The 16,465-nt window shown below is 71.2% G+C and carries 15 protein-coding genes and 1 pseudogene; 3 read left to right on the top strand and 13 right to left on the bottom strand.

Annotation, left to right across the window (positions count from 1 at the left end):
* Window positions 1-15 precede the first annotated feature (15 nt).
* From AXA68_RS17480 to AXA68_RS12075, 5 genes are all read right to left on the bottom strand, one after another.
* Window positions 16-144: a hypothetical protein gene (locus tag AXA68_RS17480; protein ID WP_269799194.1), complete on the bottom strand. Its 129-nt coding sequence runs from the start codon at window positions 142-144 to the stop codon at window positions 16-18.
* Window positions 141-983 carry a helix-hairpin-helix domain-containing protein gene (locus AXA68_RS12090; protein WP_157884836.1) on the bottom strand — a complete coding sequence of 281 codons (843 nt, stop codon included), beginning with the start codon at window positions 981-983 and terminating at the stop codon, window positions 141-143. Before AXA68_RS12090 ends, AXA68_RS17480 begins: the two co-directional genes overlap by 4 nt.
* 49 nt (window positions 984-1,032) lie before the next feature.
* Window positions 1,033-1,521 (bottom strand): phage tail protein, encoded by a 489-nt coding sequence (locus AXA68_RS12085; protein ID WP_066417111.1) that lies wholly within the window; start codon window positions 1,519-1,521, stop codon window positions 1,033-1,035.
* Between the two features lie 65 nt (window positions 1,522-1,586).
* On the bottom strand, window positions 1,587-2,027 hold the full coding sequence (locus AXA68_RS12080) for a phage tail protein (protein ID WP_066417108.1): 441 nt from the start codon (window positions 2,025-2,027) through the stop codon (window positions 1,587-1,589).
* 171 nt (window positions 2,028-2,198) lie between these two features.
* Complete coding sequence (locus tag AXA68_RS12075) at window positions 2,199-3,215, bottom strand: threonine ammonia-lyase (RefSeq protein ID WP_198530055.1); 1,017 nt, start codon at window positions 3,213-3,215, stop codon at window positions 2,199-2,201.
* A gap of 298 nt (window positions 3,216-3,513) precedes the next feature.
* Between AXA68_RS12075 and AXA68_RS12070 the strand changes: the two genes are divergently transcribed.
* The gene (locus tag AXA68_RS12070) at window positions 3,514-3,738 is read left to right on the top strand and encodes a hypothetical protein (RefSeq protein WP_066417105.1); all 225 of its coding nucleotides are present in this window, start codon (window positions 3,514-3,516) and stop codon (window positions 3,736-3,738) included.
* Between the two features lie 51 nt (window positions 3,739-3,789).
* Here AXA68_RS12070 and AXA68_RS12065 read toward each other — a convergent pair whose 3' ends face one another.
* Both AXA68_RS12065 and AXA68_RS12060 read right to left on the bottom strand, forming a co-directional pair.
* Window positions 3,790-5,064, bottom strand: coding sequence for an amidohydrolase (locus AXA68_RS12065; protein ID WP_066417103.1), 1,275 nt, complete (start codon window positions 5,062-5,064; stop codon window positions 3,790-3,792).
* 59 nt (window positions 5,065-5,123) lie between these two features.
* A pseudogene (locus tag AXA68_RS12060) lies at window positions 5,124-6,370 on the bottom strand (ArgE/DapE family deacylase).
* 321 nt (window positions 6,371-6,691) lie between these two features.
* Between AXA68_RS12060 and AXA68_RS12055 the strand changes: the two are divergent.
* The gene (locus AXA68_RS12055) at window positions 6,692-8,137 is read left to right on the top strand and encodes an MATE family efflux transporter (protein ID WP_066417101.1); all 1,446 of its coding nucleotides are present in this window, start codon (window positions 6,692-6,694) and stop codon (window positions 8,135-8,137) included.
* 46 nt (window positions 8,138-8,183) lie between these two features.
* Here the strand turns inward: AXA68_RS12055 and AXA68_RS12050 are convergent, their stop codons facing one another.
* On the bottom strand, window positions 8,184-8,786 hold the full coding sequence (locus AXA68_RS12050) for a hypothetical protein (RefSeq protein WP_066417081.1): 603 nt from the start codon (window positions 8,784-8,786) through the stop codon (window positions 8,184-8,186).
* A gap of 129 nt (window positions 8,787-8,915) precedes the next feature.
* Here AXA68_RS12050 and AXA68_RS12045 point away from each other — a divergent pair, with 129 nt between their 5' ends.
* Window positions 8,916-9,788 (top strand): EamA family transporter, encoded by an 873-nt coding sequence (locus tag AXA68_RS12045; RefSeq protein ID WP_066417078.1) that lies wholly within the window; start codon window positions 8,916-8,918, stop codon window positions 9,786-9,788.
* 30 nt (window positions 9,789-9,818) lie between these two features.
* Here AXA68_RS12045 and AXA68_RS12040 read toward each other — a convergent pair whose 3' ends face one another.
* The 5 genes from AXA68_RS12040 to AXA68_RS12020 all read right to left on the bottom strand — a co-directional run bounded on the left by AXA68_RS12040 (window position 9,819) and on the right by AXA68_RS12020 (window position 16,188).
* On the bottom strand, window positions 9,819-11,051 hold the full coding sequence (locus AXA68_RS12040) for a Zn-dependent hydrolase (RefSeq protein WP_066417075.1): 1,233 nt from the start codon (window positions 11,049-11,051) through the stop codon (window positions 9,819-9,821).
* Between the two features lie 77 nt (window positions 11,052-11,128).
* Window positions 11,129-12,805 carry a thiamine pyrophosphate-binding protein gene (locus tag AXA68_RS12035; RefSeq protein ID WP_066417073.1) on the bottom strand — a complete coding sequence of 559 codons (1,677 nt, stop codon included), beginning with the start codon at window positions 12,803-12,805 and terminating at the stop codon, window positions 11,129-11,131.
* A 97-nt stretch (window positions 12,806-12,902) separates the two neighbouring features.
* On the bottom strand, window positions 12,903-14,042 hold the full coding sequence (locus AXA68_RS12030) for an ABC transporter permease (RefSeq protein ID WP_080505246.1): 1,140 nt from the start codon (window positions 14,040-14,042) through the stop codon (window positions 12,903-12,905).
* The gene (locus tag AXA68_RS12025; RefSeq protein WP_066417070.1) at window positions 14,039-14,704 is read right to left on the bottom strand and encodes an ABC transporter ATP-binding protein; all 666 of its coding nucleotides are present in this window, start codon (window positions 14,702-14,704) and stop codon (window positions 14,039-14,041) included. The genes AXA68_RS12030 and AXA68_RS12025 overlap by 4 nt, the downstream gene beginning before the upstream one ends.
* Window positions 14,701-16,188 carry a hypothetical protein gene (locus tag AXA68_RS12020; protein ID WP_066417069.1) on the bottom strand — a complete coding sequence of 496 codons (1,488 nt, stop codon included), beginning with the start codon at window positions 16,186-16,188 and terminating at the stop codon, window positions 14,701-14,703. Before AXA68_RS12020 ends, AXA68_RS12025 begins: the two co-directional genes overlap by 4 nt.
* Window positions 16,189-16,465: the final 277 nt, after the last annotated feature.

Raw genomic sequence — 16,465 nt, 5'->3', positions numbered from 1 at the left:
GTCGCCCTCGCCGCTTCACCGCTCCCGGACGGCGTCGGCCGGGAGCAACACCCCGCCCGCCCGGAGCAGCGCGAGCGCGGGGTCGTCGCCGGCGTCGGTGTCGGCGTCGAGGCTCCCGAGCACGCGCCGACCGGGAACGGTCACGACGCCGGGCGAGAGGAACGACGCCCGCGGCGGGGGGCCTCCCCCGGAACCGCCGATCCGGCGTCGAACGCCGCGCCCTCCGGGAGGACGCGGTCGCCGCGGAGGTACGCCCCCGCCGAGGCGAGCAGTTCCGCCTCGCCGGGATCGCCGAGGTCGAACGAGTCGCCGCGACGGAGGACCGTCCCGTTCCGCAGGACGGCGTCGAGTTCGGACTCGAGGTCCGGGCGTCGCTCGTAGAGGTCCCGGACGGCGTCGCCGGGGATCAGGGATCCCGGTCGGAGGACGCCGGCCAGGAAGGAGTCGACGGCGGATCGGGCGTCCCCCTCGTCGTCGGCGAGCGCCTCGTAGAGGCCGGGTGCCGCCGCGGCGGTCCGATCCGGCGGGCACAACACGACCGTCCAGTCCGTCGGATCCGCCTCGAGGAAGCCGTCGCCGGGGACCGACGCCAGCGCGTGCCCCAAGGGGCCAGGGTGGTCGGTTCCGCCGGCGCGCGTCAGGAACGCGCGCCCCGGAACGACGACGACCGCGTCGGCGGCGGGGACCCGCCTCGTCGTCACGTGGCCGGCGGCGGCCCTCGGCGACCCGTCTCGCGGTCGCTCCGGCGGTCCCTCCCCACCGTCGTCACCGCCCGGACGCGGCCGGCCGACCCCCTCCTCCGCGGCGATCCGCCTCGCGGAGGAGCGGACCTGTCGCGCGCGCTGGCGACCGACCCCGTCGAGCAGGTCCGCCAGGCCGTCGATCGGCGCGTTCGCGACCTCCTCGACGGACTCCAATCCGTGCTCGCGGAGCCGCGCCGCGCGGACCTCGCCGACCCCGTAGACGTCCTCGAGCGAACTCACGCTCGACACCTCCTGGGTGACGGAGCGACGGGAACGGCGGCCCGTCGGATCACTCCGCGGACACCTCCGTGACCCCGTCGTGTGCCAGCTCGAACGTCTCGGTCGCGACGCCCGAGTCGAGGGCCGAGAGGGCCGGACCGTCCCACCGCACCGGACGGGCGCGCTCGCACCGCCAGACGCGGGCCGGATCGCCGCGCTCGTCCAACAGGACTACCCTGACGGGTCGCGCCGTCCCGCGCCCGTCGGTCCACTCGCGGAACCACTCCCACAGCTCCGTCCGGTCGGTCACGCCGCGTCGGAGCTCGAGCCGCGACGACGCGGTCGCTGACCCGCGGGCGTCGAGGTCGCCCGCCCGGGCGGTCCCCCACGACGCGTCGCGCGCCAGGAGCCGTCGCCAGAGCGGCCCATCGCCCTCCGGTTCGTCGTCGTCGCGCGCCGACAGCCCGCGCACCTCGCTGAAGCCCGCCGCGCCGACCCCGTCGATCTCGACCAGGAACCGGTGGCTCGGGTACGGCTCCGACCGGTCACCTCCCGACATCGCGGCTCCCTCCCTCTCGGTTCCGTTCCCGCGGCGACCGCGGGCGTGTTCGGCGGTCGACCATGCTATGCGGTCCGTTCCATCCCCTCGTGAACGATCTCGAGCCGTTCGATCGCGACCTCGGACCGGTCGGCGGCGAGGTCGGGAGCGTCGTAGCGGCTCGGCCACGCGTTCCGGAGCTCCCACCGCGGCCCGGAACTCCCCTCCTCGTCGAGGAGGACGACCGCGATCGACCGACGGGCCTCGCCGAGTTTCCCCTGTTCGACCAGCTTCCGCCACTCGTAGAGCGCGAGGGAGCCGTCGGTCACGCCGCTCTCCAACACGAGCGGGTCGTGCCGGCCGAGCCCGCCGAGCTTGCGCGGCGTGGGCGGCTCGTTCCCCTCGCGGTACTCGATCACGTCCGTCCGCGCGGTCGGGAGCGAACAGCGGCTGAAGCCCGCCTTCTCGACGCCGTCGATCTCGAGGAGGAACCGGATCCGCCGGTACGGCCCGTGTCTATCCGGCATCGGCGCACCCCCGAGAGTCCCGTCCGCGTTCGTCCGTCGCTCCGCCCGTCGAGGCGAGTGTGTTCCGGATCATGGTTGTTATTGACAACCAGTCTAAACCAACGACCGGCCACCCAATTAATCCTATCGGGCGAGCGAGGCGTGACCGGAACGGGCCCGGCGCGTCCGGTCTCACTCCGGGGCGACCGCCCGCCGGAGCTTCTCGGTCGAGAGGTTCCGGCCGGTGGTCGGGACGACGACGGTCTCGCCCTCGATGTCGTCCATCGACCGCACCGCGGCGACGGCGGACGCGCAGGCCCCCTCGATGAGGATCCGTTCGTCCGCCAGCACGTCGCGGACGCCGTCCCAGATCGCCGCCTCCGGGACCGTGATCAGGTCGTCCAGCCGGTCGCGGAGGATCCCGACCGTGAGCGCGAACGGGGCCCGCGAGGAGATCCCCTCCGCCTCCGTCGTCGCCGACTCCGCCGGGTCGAGATGGCCCTCGTGGTACGCCCGGTAGGTCGCGTCCGCGGCCGCGGACTGGACGCCCACGACCTCCGCGCCGCCGATCGCGCCGGTCGTCAGACAGTACCCGGCCGCGCCGCTCCCGCCGCCGATCGGGCACACGACGCGGTCGACGTCCGGGAGCGTCTCCAGCACCTCCAGTCCGGCCGTGGCGACGCCGGCGACGAGGTCGGGCTCGTTCGCCGAGTGGACGTAGCGGAGCCCGTCCTCGGCCGCCCGGCGCTCGGCCCACTCGCGCGCCTCGTCGTAGTCGGCGCCGGTCGCGACGACCTCCGCGCCGAACCGCTCCATCGCGGCCACCTTCTCCGGGTTCGGGTCGGACGGAACGGCGATCGTCACCGGGACGCCGAACTCGCGGCCGGCGTAGGCGACGGACTGGCCGTGGTTCCCCGTCGACGCCGCGACGAGCCCCGCCTCGCGGAATTCCTCGGGGAGGCGGTGGCCCAGCGTGACGCCGCCGCGGACCTTGAACGCGCCCGTCGGGAGCGTGTCCTCGCGCTTGAAGTAGACCTCCGCGCCGGTCTCCGCGGAGAGCGCCTCGCTGCGGACCAGCGGCGTCCGCGGGAGGTAGCGGGAGACGACCTCGCGGGCCTCGTACACGTCGCCCGGCTCCGGCGGCGTGAGGTCGTGGTACGGGAATATCGTCGTCGCGTCCGGCGAGTCGACTGGCTCGTACCGGCTCACGCCCGCCACCTCCCGCGTCTCCCGTCGAGCGCGTCCCGATTCGGTGCCGCTTCGACGTGTCTCGTGTCGTCACGTCCCATGGACATCACCTTGCTTTGCCGTCTCCACGGACGTCGATAAGCGTTCGCATGCGGATCGATTCGCCGGCTCCGCTCGACCCGCGTCCGCTCCGCTCGATCACCGCCACGCCCCTCGGCCACGTCCGATCGGCTCAGTCACGTCCGACCGGTTCGGTCACGTCCGATCGGCTCGGCCACGTCCGATCCGCTCAAGTTTCTCCGAGCGCGAGACGCCCCCCATGGACGAGCTACTGGACGCGGTCGACCTCGTCGCCGACGCCGGCCTGGAGGGCGTCGTCAGTTGGCTGCTTCGTGCCGTCGGTCTGATCGCCGTCCTCGCGGGGATCGCGCTCTGGGCGCTCACCGAGACGGGACTGCTCTGGATCCCCGCGGGGCTGATGCTCGTCGGCCTCGTGCTGCTCGCCGCGCCGAGCGTCCTCCTGGCGCTGGCGGAGTTCGCGTGACGGCTGCTGGCTCGGGGGCCGGATGACGACTCCCGTCGGAGGGTACCCCGGTCACTCCGCGGTCGACAGCGACCGGATCGCGTCGGTCAGGGTGTCGACCGCGAGCGGGATGACCGCCTCGTCGACGTCGAACGTCGCGGTGTGGTGGCCGGTCGGGTTGCTCGCGCCGAAGCCGACGTAGGTCGCCTCGCCGCCGTTCCGCTGGACCGCGCGCATCAGCCGCGTCGCGTCCTCGCTGCCGCCGAGCGCGTCGCCCTCGTCGGGCGTGACGGTCGCGTCGTGGCCCGCCGCGGCCGCGGAGACGGCGTCGACGAGCGCGTCGTCGCAGTCGGCGCTCGGCGCGCCGTCGCGGAACGACACGTCGACGTCGCAGTCGTGGACCTCGGCCGCGCTCCGGATCACGCGGGCGGCGTGGTCCTCGACGTAGTTCCTGAGTTCCGTCGTCGCCCCGCGGACCTCCCCCTGGAGCGAGGCCGACTCCGGCACGATGTTCGTCGCGGTCCCGCCCTCGACGACGCCGACGTTGATCCGCGTCGCGCCGTCGCCGTGCCGGGGGATCGCGTGGAGGTTCCCGACCGCGGTCGACAGCGCCTGGATGGCGTGTGCGCCCTCCTGGGGACTGTTTCCGGCGTGGGCCGGAGCGCCCTCGAAGGTCGCCTCGAACCCGTTTATCGCGAGGAACGACTCGACGCCGGGGACCACGACCCCCGTCTCGACGTCGAGGCCGACGTGGACGGCGATGAGGGAGTCGACGTCCTCGAGGTGGCCGCTGCCGACGACGCTCGCCGCGCCCGCGCCCAGTTCCTCCGCGGGTTGAAAGAGCACCTTCAGCGTCCCCTCGAAGTCGCTCTCGGCCACTGCCTCGAGGACGCCGACGCCGATCGCGGCGTGCGCGTCGTGGCCGCAGGCGTGCATGCGCTCGTCGTACTCCGACCGAAACCCCTCGGCGGCCGGGTGGTGGTCGGGGTCCTCGGACTCCGACTGTGGGAGGCCGTCGACGTCGACCCGGAGCAGCACGGTCGGTCCCTCGCCCTTCTCGAGGACCGCGATCGCGCCGGTGTAGCCGTCCTCGACCTTCGCGAGCACGTCCTCGTCGACGCCGGTCTCGACCGCCCGCTCGCGGGCGCGGGCCAACTCGTCGTCGGTGGGCGGGCGGAGCCGCTCCTCGCGGTGGATCTCGCGGCCGACGTACAGCTCGTCGGGCTCGAGCGCCTCGAGTTCCTCGACGATCCGGCCCGTGGTGTAGAACTCGCGCCAGCCGATCTCCGGCCGTCGGTGGAGGTCGCGACGCAACTCGATCAGTCGGGACCGCGATTTCGCGTTCACGGGGACGGATTGGCGGAAGCGCGGGTTAAACGTTGACCGAGCGGCGGTTCCGGCCGGAATCAGTACGAGTCGAGCGTCGATGCGGTCGCGTCGGCGATGATCTCGCTCGCGAGCCGGACGTCGTCCCACTCGACGTGCTCGTCGGGCGTGTGGGCGAGGTCGACCGATCCGGGCCCGAAGACGACCGTCGGGATCCCGGCGTCGAGGTAGTGGCGGGCGTCGGTGCCGCCGGTGAACCCCTCGTAGTTCGGCTCGATACCGTGGGCCGCCGCCGCCTCCGCCACCCGCTCGACGACCGGCTCCTCTTGGCTCACCTCCGACCCCTCGAACTGGACGGAGAAGCGCTCGAACGTCGGCGGGTGCTCCGAGAGCCACTCGCTCTCCGCGACGACCTCGTCGAGCCGCTCTTGGAACTCGGCTTCGACCCCCGCGACCGTCTCCTGGGGGCGACGCCGATCCGGATCTCGGAGGTGAGGTGTGCGGGGACGGAGGAGGCCCAGTCGCCGGCCTCGACGGTGCCGAAGTTGATCGGCCACGGGTTGTCGAACGCCTCGAAGAGGGGGTGGGTGACGCGCTCGGCGCGCTCTCGCTCGAGGTCCTCGAACGCGTGGCGGATCCGCTCGAAGTGCGGGAGCACCGACTCGCCCTCCCAGGTGCGGGCGGCGTGGGCCGACTCGCCGAACACCTCGAGCCGCTTCATCAGGCTCCCCTCGGCGGCGACGACGAGCGAGAGGTCGGTGGGCTCGGCGATGATCGCCGCGTCGCGCTCGAAGGGATAGGGATTCTTTCCGGCGGCGACGGCCGCGCCGATCCCGCCCTCCTCCTCGCCGACGACGCCCTCGACGACGATCCGGCCGTCGAGGTCGAGATCCTCGGCGCGCGCCTCGACCGCGAGCGCGGCGAAGACGCAGGCGGCGAGTCCGGATTTCATGTCGAGCGATCCGCGCCCGTAGAGGCGGCCGTCCTCCCAGCGGGGGTCGAAAGGGGGTTTCGTCCAGGAGCCCTCGTCGACCGGGACCACGTCGACGTGGCCGTTCAACACGACCGTCGGCCCGGCGTCGGGGTCGCCGAGTTCGAGGACGCCGCCGAGGCTCGGTCGGTCCTCCAGATCCAGCGTCTCGACCGGCGGAAACGACGGGTGTGCCGCCAGGAGCTCCGGGTCCGGCTCCCACTCGTACACCTCGAAGCCGAGGTCGGCGAGGTGTTCGCGGAACCACGCCTGAACCGCGGCCTCCTCGCCCGGGTAGCTCTCGTAGGAAACCAGTTCTCGGATCGTCTCCCGTAACGCGTCTTCGCGAACGTCCATTCTACCGGGGGTACCACGAGCACCCATAACAGATTTCGGATCCAGTGGTGTGTTACCGTCTTCCACTCCACCGGGAGGGGCGTGAACCGACTAGCCCGGTTCGGTCCAACCCGGTCCAGTCCAGCCCGGTCGTGTGCGATCGTGTTCGGTTTCCCGACCCAAAGTACTGTGTGATCAGTCGTAGATGACGGGAGAACGGCTCAGTAACGGGTTATCGGGCGAACTACTCGCTTCCGAAGCCTTTTGACTAACTAGTTAGTAAGTACGGATACCGATCGACATGGACGACACCCAGACCGCGATCCCGGAGGCGACTCGCTGATGGGGATCCGGAGCCGCATCGACGCCCTGTTCAAGGGCCCCGAGGAGTTCGATCTCACCTCGGGCGGCATCGGCAAGCCGCTCTTTTACCTCTCGATGCCGATCGTCGTCACGAACCTCTTTCAGACCGCGTACAACCTCGCGGACACCTTCTGGCTCGGGCAGTACAGCACGGACGCGCTGGCGGCGATCAGTTTCGCGTTCCCGATGGTCTTCCTGCTCATCTCGCTCGGGATGGGGATCTCCGTCGCCGGGAGCGTGCTCGTCGCGCAGTACACCGGCGCGGGGAAGTCGCGCGAGGCGGAGTACGCCGCCTCCCAGACGATGACGTTCGCGGCCGTCGCCTCCCTGGCGCTCGGGGCGGTCGGCTACCGCTTCGTCGGGGAGTTCCTCGGGATCATGGGGGCGTCGACGAGCGTCCTCCCGCTGGCGTCGGGATACATGGAGATCATCTCGCTGGGGCTCGTGTTCATGTTCGGCTTCGCGGTGTTCGTCGCGCTCATGCGCGGGTACGGCGACACGGTGACCCCGATGCTCGTGATGTTCGGGTCCGTCGTGCTCAACGTCGCGCTCGACCCCTTCCTGATCTTCGGGTGGGGTCCGTTCCCCGCGCTCGGGATCGAGGGGGCCGCGATCGCGACCGTGTTCTCGCGGGCACTCGCGCTCGCCGTCGGACTCGCGGTCATGTTCCGCGGGACCCGCGGCGTGCGGATCCGCCTCGCGGACATGACGCCCGACCTCGACTACCTGCGTCGGCTGGCGCGGATCGGCTTCCCCGCGACCGTCGAGGGGACCGGTCGGGCGCTGTCGATGAACCTCCTTCTCTTCATCGTCGCGCTCTTTCCCGACCCGGTCGTCGCCGCCTACGGCATCGGCACGCGGGTGTTCTCCGTCGTGTTCCTGCCGGCGATCGCGGTCGCCCGCGGCGTCGAGACCATGACCGGCCAGAACGTCGGAGCTGGCGAGCCGGACCGCGCCGAGCGGGCCGCCGACCTGGCCGCCGCGACGCTGTTCGGCCTCCTCTCGGTCGTCGGCCTCCTCGTGTTCCTCGTCCCCGAGCCGATCGTCTCGGCGTTCGTGGGGGCCGACCAGGCGGCCGCCGATCGGGTCGTGGCGGTCGGCTCGCGGTTCCTGCGGATCGCCGCGCTGACCTTCGGGTTCATCGGGATCACGCGGGCGTACACCGGCAGCTTTCGGGGTGCCGGAAAGACCCTCACGGCGGCCGCGATCTCCGTGGTGACGCTCGGCGTCGTCCGGTTCCCGATCGCGTGGGTCGCCGCCGGCCGGATCGGCGAGACCGGCATCTGGCTGTCGTTCGCGGTCTCGAACGTCGTCGGCGCGGCGATCGCCTACGCCTGGTACCGCCGCGGAACCTGGCGGACGGGGGATCTCACCGGGAGCGGGGTCGACGGGGCGATCGCGAGTCCCGAGTCGACCGACGACTGAGGCGTCGACGGCGGCGAGAGCGGTCCGGCGACGGCGACCACGTCTCTCACTGGTTCTCGAGGGCGTCGAGGATACACGCGGCCGCGACCACCGCCTCCTTCGGGACGCCGGTGGCGTCGTCGATGGTGACCGTGTAGGCGTCCCGCAGCGAGAACTTCCCCTCGATGTCGCCGACGTGGTCGCCGTCGGCGTCGAATATCTCGTACTTGTTCGGGACGAGGTTCGCGACGCTCACGAGGTGTCGGAGCGCCGAGAGGAGCTTGTTCTTCGACCGGATGGTCGCCAGCGCCTCGCCCGTCTCGGGATCGCGGATCGTCCAGTTCTCCACGAGAAAGGAGAGGTCCTCGTCGAGGACGACGACCTCCTCTCCGGTCCCCGCGTCGACGATCGCGTAGTTCCCGGCGACGTCCATGATGCCGCCCGCCTTGACCGTGAACGCGTCCGCGTCGTCGCCGGTGACGAACGGGAACTCCTCTTTCATCTTGAACAGCTTCTGTTTCCCGCGGAGGACGACGTTTCCGGCCCCGTCACGGACGGTGTACTTGTTCCGGACCGCGGACTGTTTCACCTCGTAGCGGTCGTCGGAGAGGTCGACCGTCGAGATGTCGTAGCGCTTCGATGACGACTCAAGGGTGGAGGGATCGGCCATGGGCTAACGGGGCGTCACGGGCCGCAAAAAGCTTCCGCTCGTCGGCAGGAGGCGGGTCCGTCTCTCGCGTCTCCCGATCCCGTCGCCCGATCGAACGCCTCTTGAATCGCCCGGTCGTCCGGGCGAGCGATGGATCTCGGCCTCGGGTTCGCGGTCGTCGCCGCCGTCGTCTGGGGCGTCTACCTCTTCGTGCTGAAACGGTGGTTCGACGGGTACTCTCCGGCCGCGCTCACCGTCTGTATCAACGCGTTCGCGCTGGCGTGGTACGCCCCGGTCACACTCGCCGATCGCGGGGGCTCCCTCACCGCGCTCGGCGCGTTCGGACTCGCCGAGGTCGGGATCGTCGCGCTCACCGTCGCGGCGACCGCGCTCGCGTTCGTCCTCTTCCTACGGGCGATCGCCGAGGGACAGGTGTCGTACGTGGCGCCGATCAACAAGGTCGTGCCGATGTTCGTCCTCCCGCTCGAGGTGCTGCTCCTCGGCGAGGTGTTGCGTCCCGTCCAGGTGCTCGGAATCGTCGTCGCGACGTTCGCGGTCTACGTCGCCAACTACGAGCCGGGCGGGCTCCTCGAGCCGTTCCGGAAGGCCGCCGCGTCGCGGCCGGCCCAGCTCGCGTTAGTGAGCGCGATGTGTTACGCCGTGAGCGACCTGGGCAAACGCGTCGCGCTCCAGGAGCTGGCGCTCCCCGAGACGCTGTGGGTCCCGCTGCTTCTGGTCGGCGTCGCGCTCGTGTTGCTCCCGAGCGCGGTCCGGAACCCGCCCACGGGGGTCCGCGCGGACCTCCCGGAACTGGCCGCCGCGGGCGGGATCGTCGCGGTCGGCGAGCACGTCACGACGCTCGCGTTCGCGTCGCTGCCCGCCAGCATCGCCTCGCCGGTGATCAACACGCAGGCGATCGTCGCGGTCGTCCTCGGCGGCGTCCTGCTCGGGGAGCGCTACTTCCGCGTCCGCCTGGTCGCGGCGCTGCTCGCGGTGATCGGCGTGACGCTGATCGCGCTCTGAGGTGGCAGCCGGTTCGTCGGTCGTCGAGGTCTACTCCGCGTTCGCCAGCCGCTCCACCGTCTCGGCGTACACGCGAGCGCCCTCCTCGGCGTCGGCCCACTCCGTGAACTCGGCCTCGTTGTGGGTCTTGCCGTCGACGCTCGGCACGAACAGCATGGCGGTGTCCGTGATCTCGTTCACGTAGCTCGCGTCGTGGCCGGCCCCGCTCACCATCGCCCGGTGGGACGCGCCCACGTCGTCGGCGGCGGCAAGCGCCGTCTCGGCGACGCGCGGGGAGAACTCGGTGTGGGGGATCCGCCAGATCTCCTCGAGGTCGTACTCGACGCCCTCGCGCTCGCAGGCGGCCTCGACCTCGCGTTCGACCGCCTCGACGAGGTCGCCGACGACCGCGTCGTCGTAGCTTCGCACGTCGACGGTGAACCGGACTTCGGACGGAATGACGTTGATCGAGCCGGGCTCCACCTCGAGCTCCCCGACCGTCGTCACCACGTCGTCGGCGAGGCGGTTCGAGAGCCGCCGGACCGCGCCGACGACGTCGGAGGCGGCGACGAGCGCGTCCTTCCGGGAGTACATCGGCGAGGGACCGGCGTGGTCGGCGTCGCCGCGGACGACCACCTCGAGCCACGCCATCCCGAACACGCCCTCGACGACGCCGACCGAGAGGCCTTGATCCTCGAGTTTCGGCCCCTGCTCCACGTGGAGTTCGAGCGCGGAGTGGTACTCCTCCCGCGGCTCCGCCGGCTCGTCGCCGCGATACCCGACCGCCTCGAGCGCCTCGTCGACGGTCACGCCGTCGGCGTCCGCGTGTTCGAGCACCTCCTCGAGGTCGAGCTCGCCGATGAAGGCTCCGCTTCCCATCAGCGCCGGCTTGAACCGCGACCCCTCCTCGTTCGTCCAGTTCACGATCTCGATCGGCCGCCGGTGCTCGACGCCCTCGTCGTCGAACGCCCGGAGCGTCTCCAACGCGGTGAGGACCCCGAGTTGGCCGTCGAACCGCCCGCCGTACGGCTGGGAGTCGAGGTGCGAGCCGATCAGGACGGGCTCGGCGTCGGGGTCCGTCCCCTCCGCGCGCCCGAAGACGTTGCCGATCCGGTCGATCCGGACCTCGAGACCGAGGTCCTCCAGGTCCGAGACGAACAGGTTCCGTACCTCCCGGTCCTCCTCGGAGAGCGCCAGCCGATGGAGGCCGTCGGCGTCGGTTCGGCCGATCTCGGAGTACCGCTCGAACGTCTCCCTGAACCGCTCGGGGTCGATGGTGACCATGTCCCCCACTGCGTCGAAGGGGCAACTAAATCCAGCGGCCGCGATGTCGTCCGGGTCGGACGGCCGGGCCGCCGCGCTCAGTCGTGTATGGCGACGTCGAGGACCGTCGGACCGTCCCGGTCTCGGCTCTCCGTGATCGCGTCCGCGATCGCGTCGGGGTCGTCGACGAGTTCGCCAGTCGCGCCGTAGCTCTCCGCGTTGGCGGGGATGTTCATCGGCGGCTCGAAGTCCATCGCGGTGAAGTCGTGGTCGCTCTCCTCGCCGCCGAGGACCCGGAGCGTGTTGTCCTTCAAGATCCGGTAGTTCCGGTTGTCGGCGACGACCGTCGTGAGGTCCACGCCGTGTCGCACGGCCGAGTAGATCGCCTGCGGGTAGTAGAAGTACGAGCCGTCGCCGATGAACGCGACCACGTCGCGGGGGTCGGGGCGCTCGCGCTCGGCGATCGCCGCGCCGATCGCGGCGGGGAGCCCGTAGCCGAGCCCGCCGCTTTTGTTCCCGATCCACTGTTCGGGGCCGAGCGGGACGTTCCACCGGACCGCGTGGCCCGCGGTGACGCCCTCGTTGACGACGAGCGCGTCGGCGGCGGCCTCGGCCATCGCCTCGCCCAGTTGGCCCTTGGAGGCGCGCGGATCGTCCGGGTCGGGGGCGGCCGGGCGCTGCTCTTCGCGGATCGCCGCGACGCGCTCGCGGGCGCGTTCGAGCCGGTCGTCACGCTCGCCCGCGGCGAGGTCCTCGGAGAGGAGGTCGGTGAGCTCCCGGAGGACGTGTCCCGGGTCGCCGAGCACCGACGCGTCCGCCGGCCAGTTCTTCCCGAGTTCCCAGCCGTCCGGGCCGATCTGGACGATCGTCGCGTCGGGGAGCAGCTCCTCCTCGTGCGCGAGCGAGGTCGTCGCCGAGCCGCAGCCGACGAAGACGACCGTGTCGCCGTCGACGGTGTCGACGAAGCCGGACTCGGTGCCCGGCACCGTCCCGCCCCAGAGCTCGTGGTCGGTCGGGAAGTTCGCCTCGGCGGTGATGAACTCGCCGTGGACCCGGAGGCCGGCCGCCTCCGCGAGGTCGACGGCGGCCGCGATCGCGTCCGGCCCCGACCGGGCGACCTCGTCGCCGATCACCATCACGGGCTCGTCGGCCTCGGCCACCAGCCGCGCGGCGGCCGCGACCGCGTCCGGATCGCCCCGTCCCGCGTCGGGGATCGGGCCGAGCCGCTGGACGCCGGCGTCGGTCTCGTCCTTCATCACGTCGATGGGGAGCTCGAGGAAGACGGGACCCGTCGGCGGCGTGAGCGCCTGTCGCACCGCCCGCCGCAGCATCGCCGGCAGCGCCTCGACCGAGGGGACGGAGGCGCTCCACTTCGTGTACTGATCGACGAGGGCCTCGAGGTCGCCGTGGAGGATCGGCTCCTCGTGTTGGAAGTCGGTGTCGTAGTTGCCCGCGGTGACGAGGAGGGGTGAGCCGGAGAAGGCGGCTCCGATCACGTTGCCGACGCCGTGGGCGAGCCCCGGCGCGACGTGGAGGTTCGTGACGCCGAGGGGGTTCACGGAGTCGTCGTGGTGCGAGTGGTACCGTCGCGTCGTCGCGTACCCCGCGGCCATCCCCGTCGCGACGTCTTCATGCAGCGCGAGGACGTACTCGATCGGGCTGTCGGCGACCGCCTGAACGGTCGGCAGCTCCGTCGTGCCGGGGTTCCCGAAGACGTGTTCCACGCCGTACTCCTCCAACGCGCCGACCAGATACTCCGCCCCGGTGAGTGACATGCTCGAAGGGACTCGCCGGACCGAAAAAACCATTTGGGCCTCGGAACGCCGGGCCGGCGAACCGCCGTTCGGGGATCACGTCGGAGCGGCGCGGGGCTCAGCCGCGGAGCGCCTCCACGGGGGACTCGTTCGCGGCCTTCCAGGCGGGGTAGACGCCGCTCAACACGCTGGCCGCGACCGCGAACCCGAACCCGTACACCAGGTACCGCGAGCTCGCCCATCCGAGCGCGCCCGTCGCGTCGCCCGTGATCACGTGAAACAGCACCATCCCCGTCGCGAGCGACACGAGCGCGCCGACCAGGCCGCCGAGCGCGCCGAGCAGGGTCGCCTCGGTCAGGATCATCCGCAACACCTCGCCCCGACGGATCCCGACCGCTCGAAGCACGCCGATCTCGCCGCGGCGCTCGACCGTGCTCATCAACATCACGTTGAGGATGGCGACGCTGGCGACGACGAGCGAGATCCCCCCGATCCCGAGCAGCGCGAGCGACAGCGTGTCGAGGAATCCGCCGACCTGCGCCCGGTTTCCGAACGTAGAGACGCGAAGCTCCTCGTCCTCTTCCGTGTTGAACCGGGTGTCGAGCCGGTCGCCGATCCGCCCGGCCGCGTCGCCGTCGGCCGCGATGATCGTCACGGTGTCGTAGTGCCGCTGGTCGGCGAGCCCCGACACCGGGATCACGAGGTCGCCGCCGAAACCGAAGGAGTGCTCCGACTCGATGAACCCCCGGATCCGGTAGATCCGGCCGTCGTACTCGACGGGGTCGCCGGACTCGAGGCCGAGCCTCTCCGCCGTGCCGTTGCTGATCAACGCCCCTGACTGGAGCCGCTCCGGGGCCGGCCCCGTCGTGAGGTCGTACAGCGCGCTCGCGTCGGTCACCCCGGTCACGCTCACCCGCGCCTCCCTGCCGTTTCTCGCCTCGAGCGTCGTCCCGTTCGTCTTCTGCGGAATCACCTGCGCGTCGGTCACGATCGCCCGCATCTCCTCGACCTGTTCCTCAGTCACCCCCTCCGTCTCGCTGTCCGGTCCCGAGGAGACGGTCACCTCGTTCGTGAGGTCGCCGAGCTGTGCGGTCGCCTGCTGTTCGATCGCGACGGTGGCCATGCCGAGCGAGCAGATGGCCACGACGCCGATGACGATCCCGAGCGCCGCGAGCGCCGTTCGCAGCCGGTTCCGGCCGAGGTTGCGCCACGCCATCAACACGCTCGGGAACCGCCAGAGGAGGGAGGCGACGCTCACGTCCGCGTCACCCCGTCGACGAGCCGGACGACCCGGTCGGCGTACTCGACCAGCTGTTCGTCGTGCGTGATCGCGACGACGGCGAGGTCCTCCTCCGCTTTCAGCCGCGTGATCTCGTCGAGGATGGTCCCTCCGGTGTCCTGATCGAGGTTTCCCGTCGGCTCGTCCGCGAGGAGCACCTCCGGCTCGTTGATCAGCGACCGGGCGATCGCGACGCGCTGTTTCTGCCCGCCCGACAGCTCGTCGGGCGTGTGCGTGAGCCGGTCGCCGAGGCCGACCCGGCGAAGCAGGTCGACGGCGCGGTCGTGTCGGTCGACGGACGTGTCCCACATCGAGGGGAGTTCGACGTTCTCGACGGCGGTGAGCATGGGGAGGAGGTGGAAGTCCTGGAAGACGAACCCGAGCGCGGAGCGGCGCTCCTCGGTGCGCTCGTCCTCGCCGAAGTCCGTCACGTTCCGTCCCTGGAGCGACACGGTCCCCTCGGTGGGCTCGTCGAGGAGGCCGATCAGGTTGAGCATCGTGCTCTTGCCGCTTCCGGAGGGGCCGGTGATGGTGACCATCTCGCCGCGTTCGGCCGTGAAGTCGACGTCCTTCAGCGCGTCGATGGTCTCGGCACCGCTCTCGTAGCGTTTGCCCACGCCGCGGAGTTCGACGACGCTCATTCGCGGTTCCAGAGGTAGTAGAGCCCGCCGCCGGCGCCGATCACCGCGATGACGCCGACGAGTATCGGGAGCGTCGGGAGCCCCGAACCGCCCGGCGGCCCCTGCGGAGCCCCGCCGCTTCCGGGCGGCCCGCCGCCGTCGGGAGCGCCCGTCGCGGCTCCCGCCGGCGGGAGCCCGGTCGAGGAGACGGTCACCGTCCGCGTCGTCGTCGTCCGCTCGCCGTCGACGAGATAGGAGACCTCGACGGGGATCGCCGACGTTCCGTTCTCGACGGACGCGGCGAGTTCGAAGGTGGCGAACTCGCTGGCGTCGACCGCGCCGACGAAGTACTCGCCGGACCCGCCCTCGGGCGTGACGCCGTCGACGTCGCGCACGCTCACGAGGACGGACTCGGCGTCGGTCCCGCCGACGTTCGCCGCCTCCCCGTCGATCGACACGCTCCCGCCGAGCCGCGTGGTCTCGACCGCGGTCAGGCGTATCTCCCCGGAGACCTCCGGGTCGAGCGCGACCTCGCGGGAGATCTCGTGGGTCTCGCCGTTCGCGACGTAGCTCGCGGTCAACGTGGCGTTCTCGGCGTCGTACCCCTCGGTGTCGAACGCTATCGACCGGTTCCCGTCGGCCGGGACGTCCCTGGCGAACCGCCGGTCGCGCACCTCGCCGTCGATCAGCACGCGGACCTCGACGTCGGAGAACGCGACGTTCCCGTAGTTGTCGAGGGTGACCGTCGCTCGGTTCGGGTCGTTCTCGTCGACCGAGAGACCGCCTCGAACGTCGGGCGCCTCGCCGAACCCGCGCCTGATCCGGTGGGTCTCGCCGTTCGCGGTGTAGCTCGCGACGAACGCGAGATCGGCTCTATCGTACCCCGCGATGTCGAACGCCACCGTCCGGTCGTCGCCGGGCGCGACGTCGAGCGCGCGTCGTCGCTCCCGGCGTTCGTCCCCGGTCACGGCGGCGATATCGACGTCGGAGAACGCGACGTTCCCGTAGTTGGTGAGCGTCACGGCGGTCTCCCCGGAGGCGTTTCGGTCCACCGAGAGCCCGCCGTCCACGTCGGGTTCCTCGACGTCGACCACGAGGGGGTACGAGTACGAGTGGGAGTCGTCCGCCTCGTCCCTGACGACGACGTTGACGGTGACCCGTTTCTCTCCCGGCTCGTCGAAGGCGGTCGTCACCGGCACGGTCACGCTTCCGCCGGGGGCGACGGAGCCCACGTTCTCGACGCGCTCGTACTCGCTCGGCCAGTCTCTGAGGTACACGTCCGTGATATCGACGGTCCCGTTGGTTCCCTCGAGGTTGGCGATCGTCGTCTCGATCGTGACGGTCTCGCCGACGACCGGGGAGTCCGGCGACGCGTTCACGGAGGAGACCTGTACGGCTGGCGTGTCGGCCGAGGCGAGCGCCGCGGTCCCGCCGAACGCCCCCGCGAGGAGGACGCAGGCGAGGAGGACGCCGGCGACGGCCGAGCCGGATCGGCGGCGGTTCATTCGCCTACCACGTCGTTCGGTCGACGGATCGATGGGCGCGAGAGACGGGGCGTCTGTACGTCCGGATCACGGAAGGTGCGTCGTGGGAGGGCTTCGCGCTGCACGGGTCTCCGGAGAACGTCCTCCGTTAAATGGTCTTTCCTGACGACCCTCGGTTAAATCGTCTCTCTTGACGAACGCGTCTCGTCTCCTCCGGCTGGGCTGTCGGTCGCTCGCCGGCGTCTCTGGCTCGGCTTCGGGACCGATGTGGACTTTTGAACCGCCGGGCCGTACGCGG

Origin of the sequence: Halorubrum aethiopicum (assembly GCF_001542905.1) — an archaeon.
Classification (GTDB): Archaea; Halobacteriota; Halobacteria; order Halobacteriales; family Haloferacaceae; genus Halorubrum; species Halorubrum aethiopicum.
The sequence above is the reverse complement of the archived record's forward strand: the minus strand, read 5'-3'. Positions and strand labels throughout refer to the sequence as shown.

Bases quoted from the DNA above. Each gene is read 5' to 3' on its own strand.
- AXA68_RS12085 (WP_066417111.1), bottom strand. From the start codon at position 1,521: ATGTCGGGAGGTGACCGGTCGGAGCCGTACCCGAGCCACCGGTTCCTG.
- AXA68_RS12080 (WP_066417108.1), bottom strand. From the start codon at position 2,027: ATGCCGGATAGACACGGGCCGTACCGGCGGATCCGGTTCCTCCTCGAG.
- AXA68_RS12070 (WP_066417105.1), top strand. From the start codon at position 3,514: ATGGACGAGCTACTGGACGCGGTCGACCTCGTCGCCGACGCCGGCCTG.
- AXA68_RS12055 (WP_066417101.1), top strand. From the start codon at position 6,692: ATGGGGATCCGGAGCCGCATCGACGCCCTGTTCAAGGGCCCCGAGGAG.
- AXA68_RS12050 (WP_066417081.1), bottom strand. From the start codon at position 8,786: ATGGCCGATCCCTCCACCCTTGAGTCGTCATCGAAGCGCTACGACATC.
- AXA68_RS12045 (WP_066417078.1), top strand. From the start codon at position 8,916: ATGGATCTCGGCCTCGGGTTCGCGGTCGTCGCCGCCGTCGTCTGGGGC.
- AXA68_RS12040 (WP_066417075.1), bottom strand. From the start codon at position 11,051: ATGGTCACCATCGACCCCGAGCGGTTCAGGGAGACGTTCGAGCGGTAC.
- AXA68_RS12035 (WP_066417073.1), bottom strand. From the start codon at position 12,805: ATGTCACTCACCGGGGCGGAGTATCTGGTCGGCGCGTTGGAGGAGTAC.
- AXA68_RS12025 (WP_066417070.1), bottom strand. From the start codon at position 14,704: ATGAGCGTCGTCGAACTCCGCGGCGTGGGCAAACGCTACGAGAGCGGT.
- AXA68_RS12020 (WP_066417069.1), bottom strand. From the start codon at position 16,188: ATGAACCGCCGCCGATCCGGCTCGGCCGTCGCCGGCGTCCTCCTCGCC.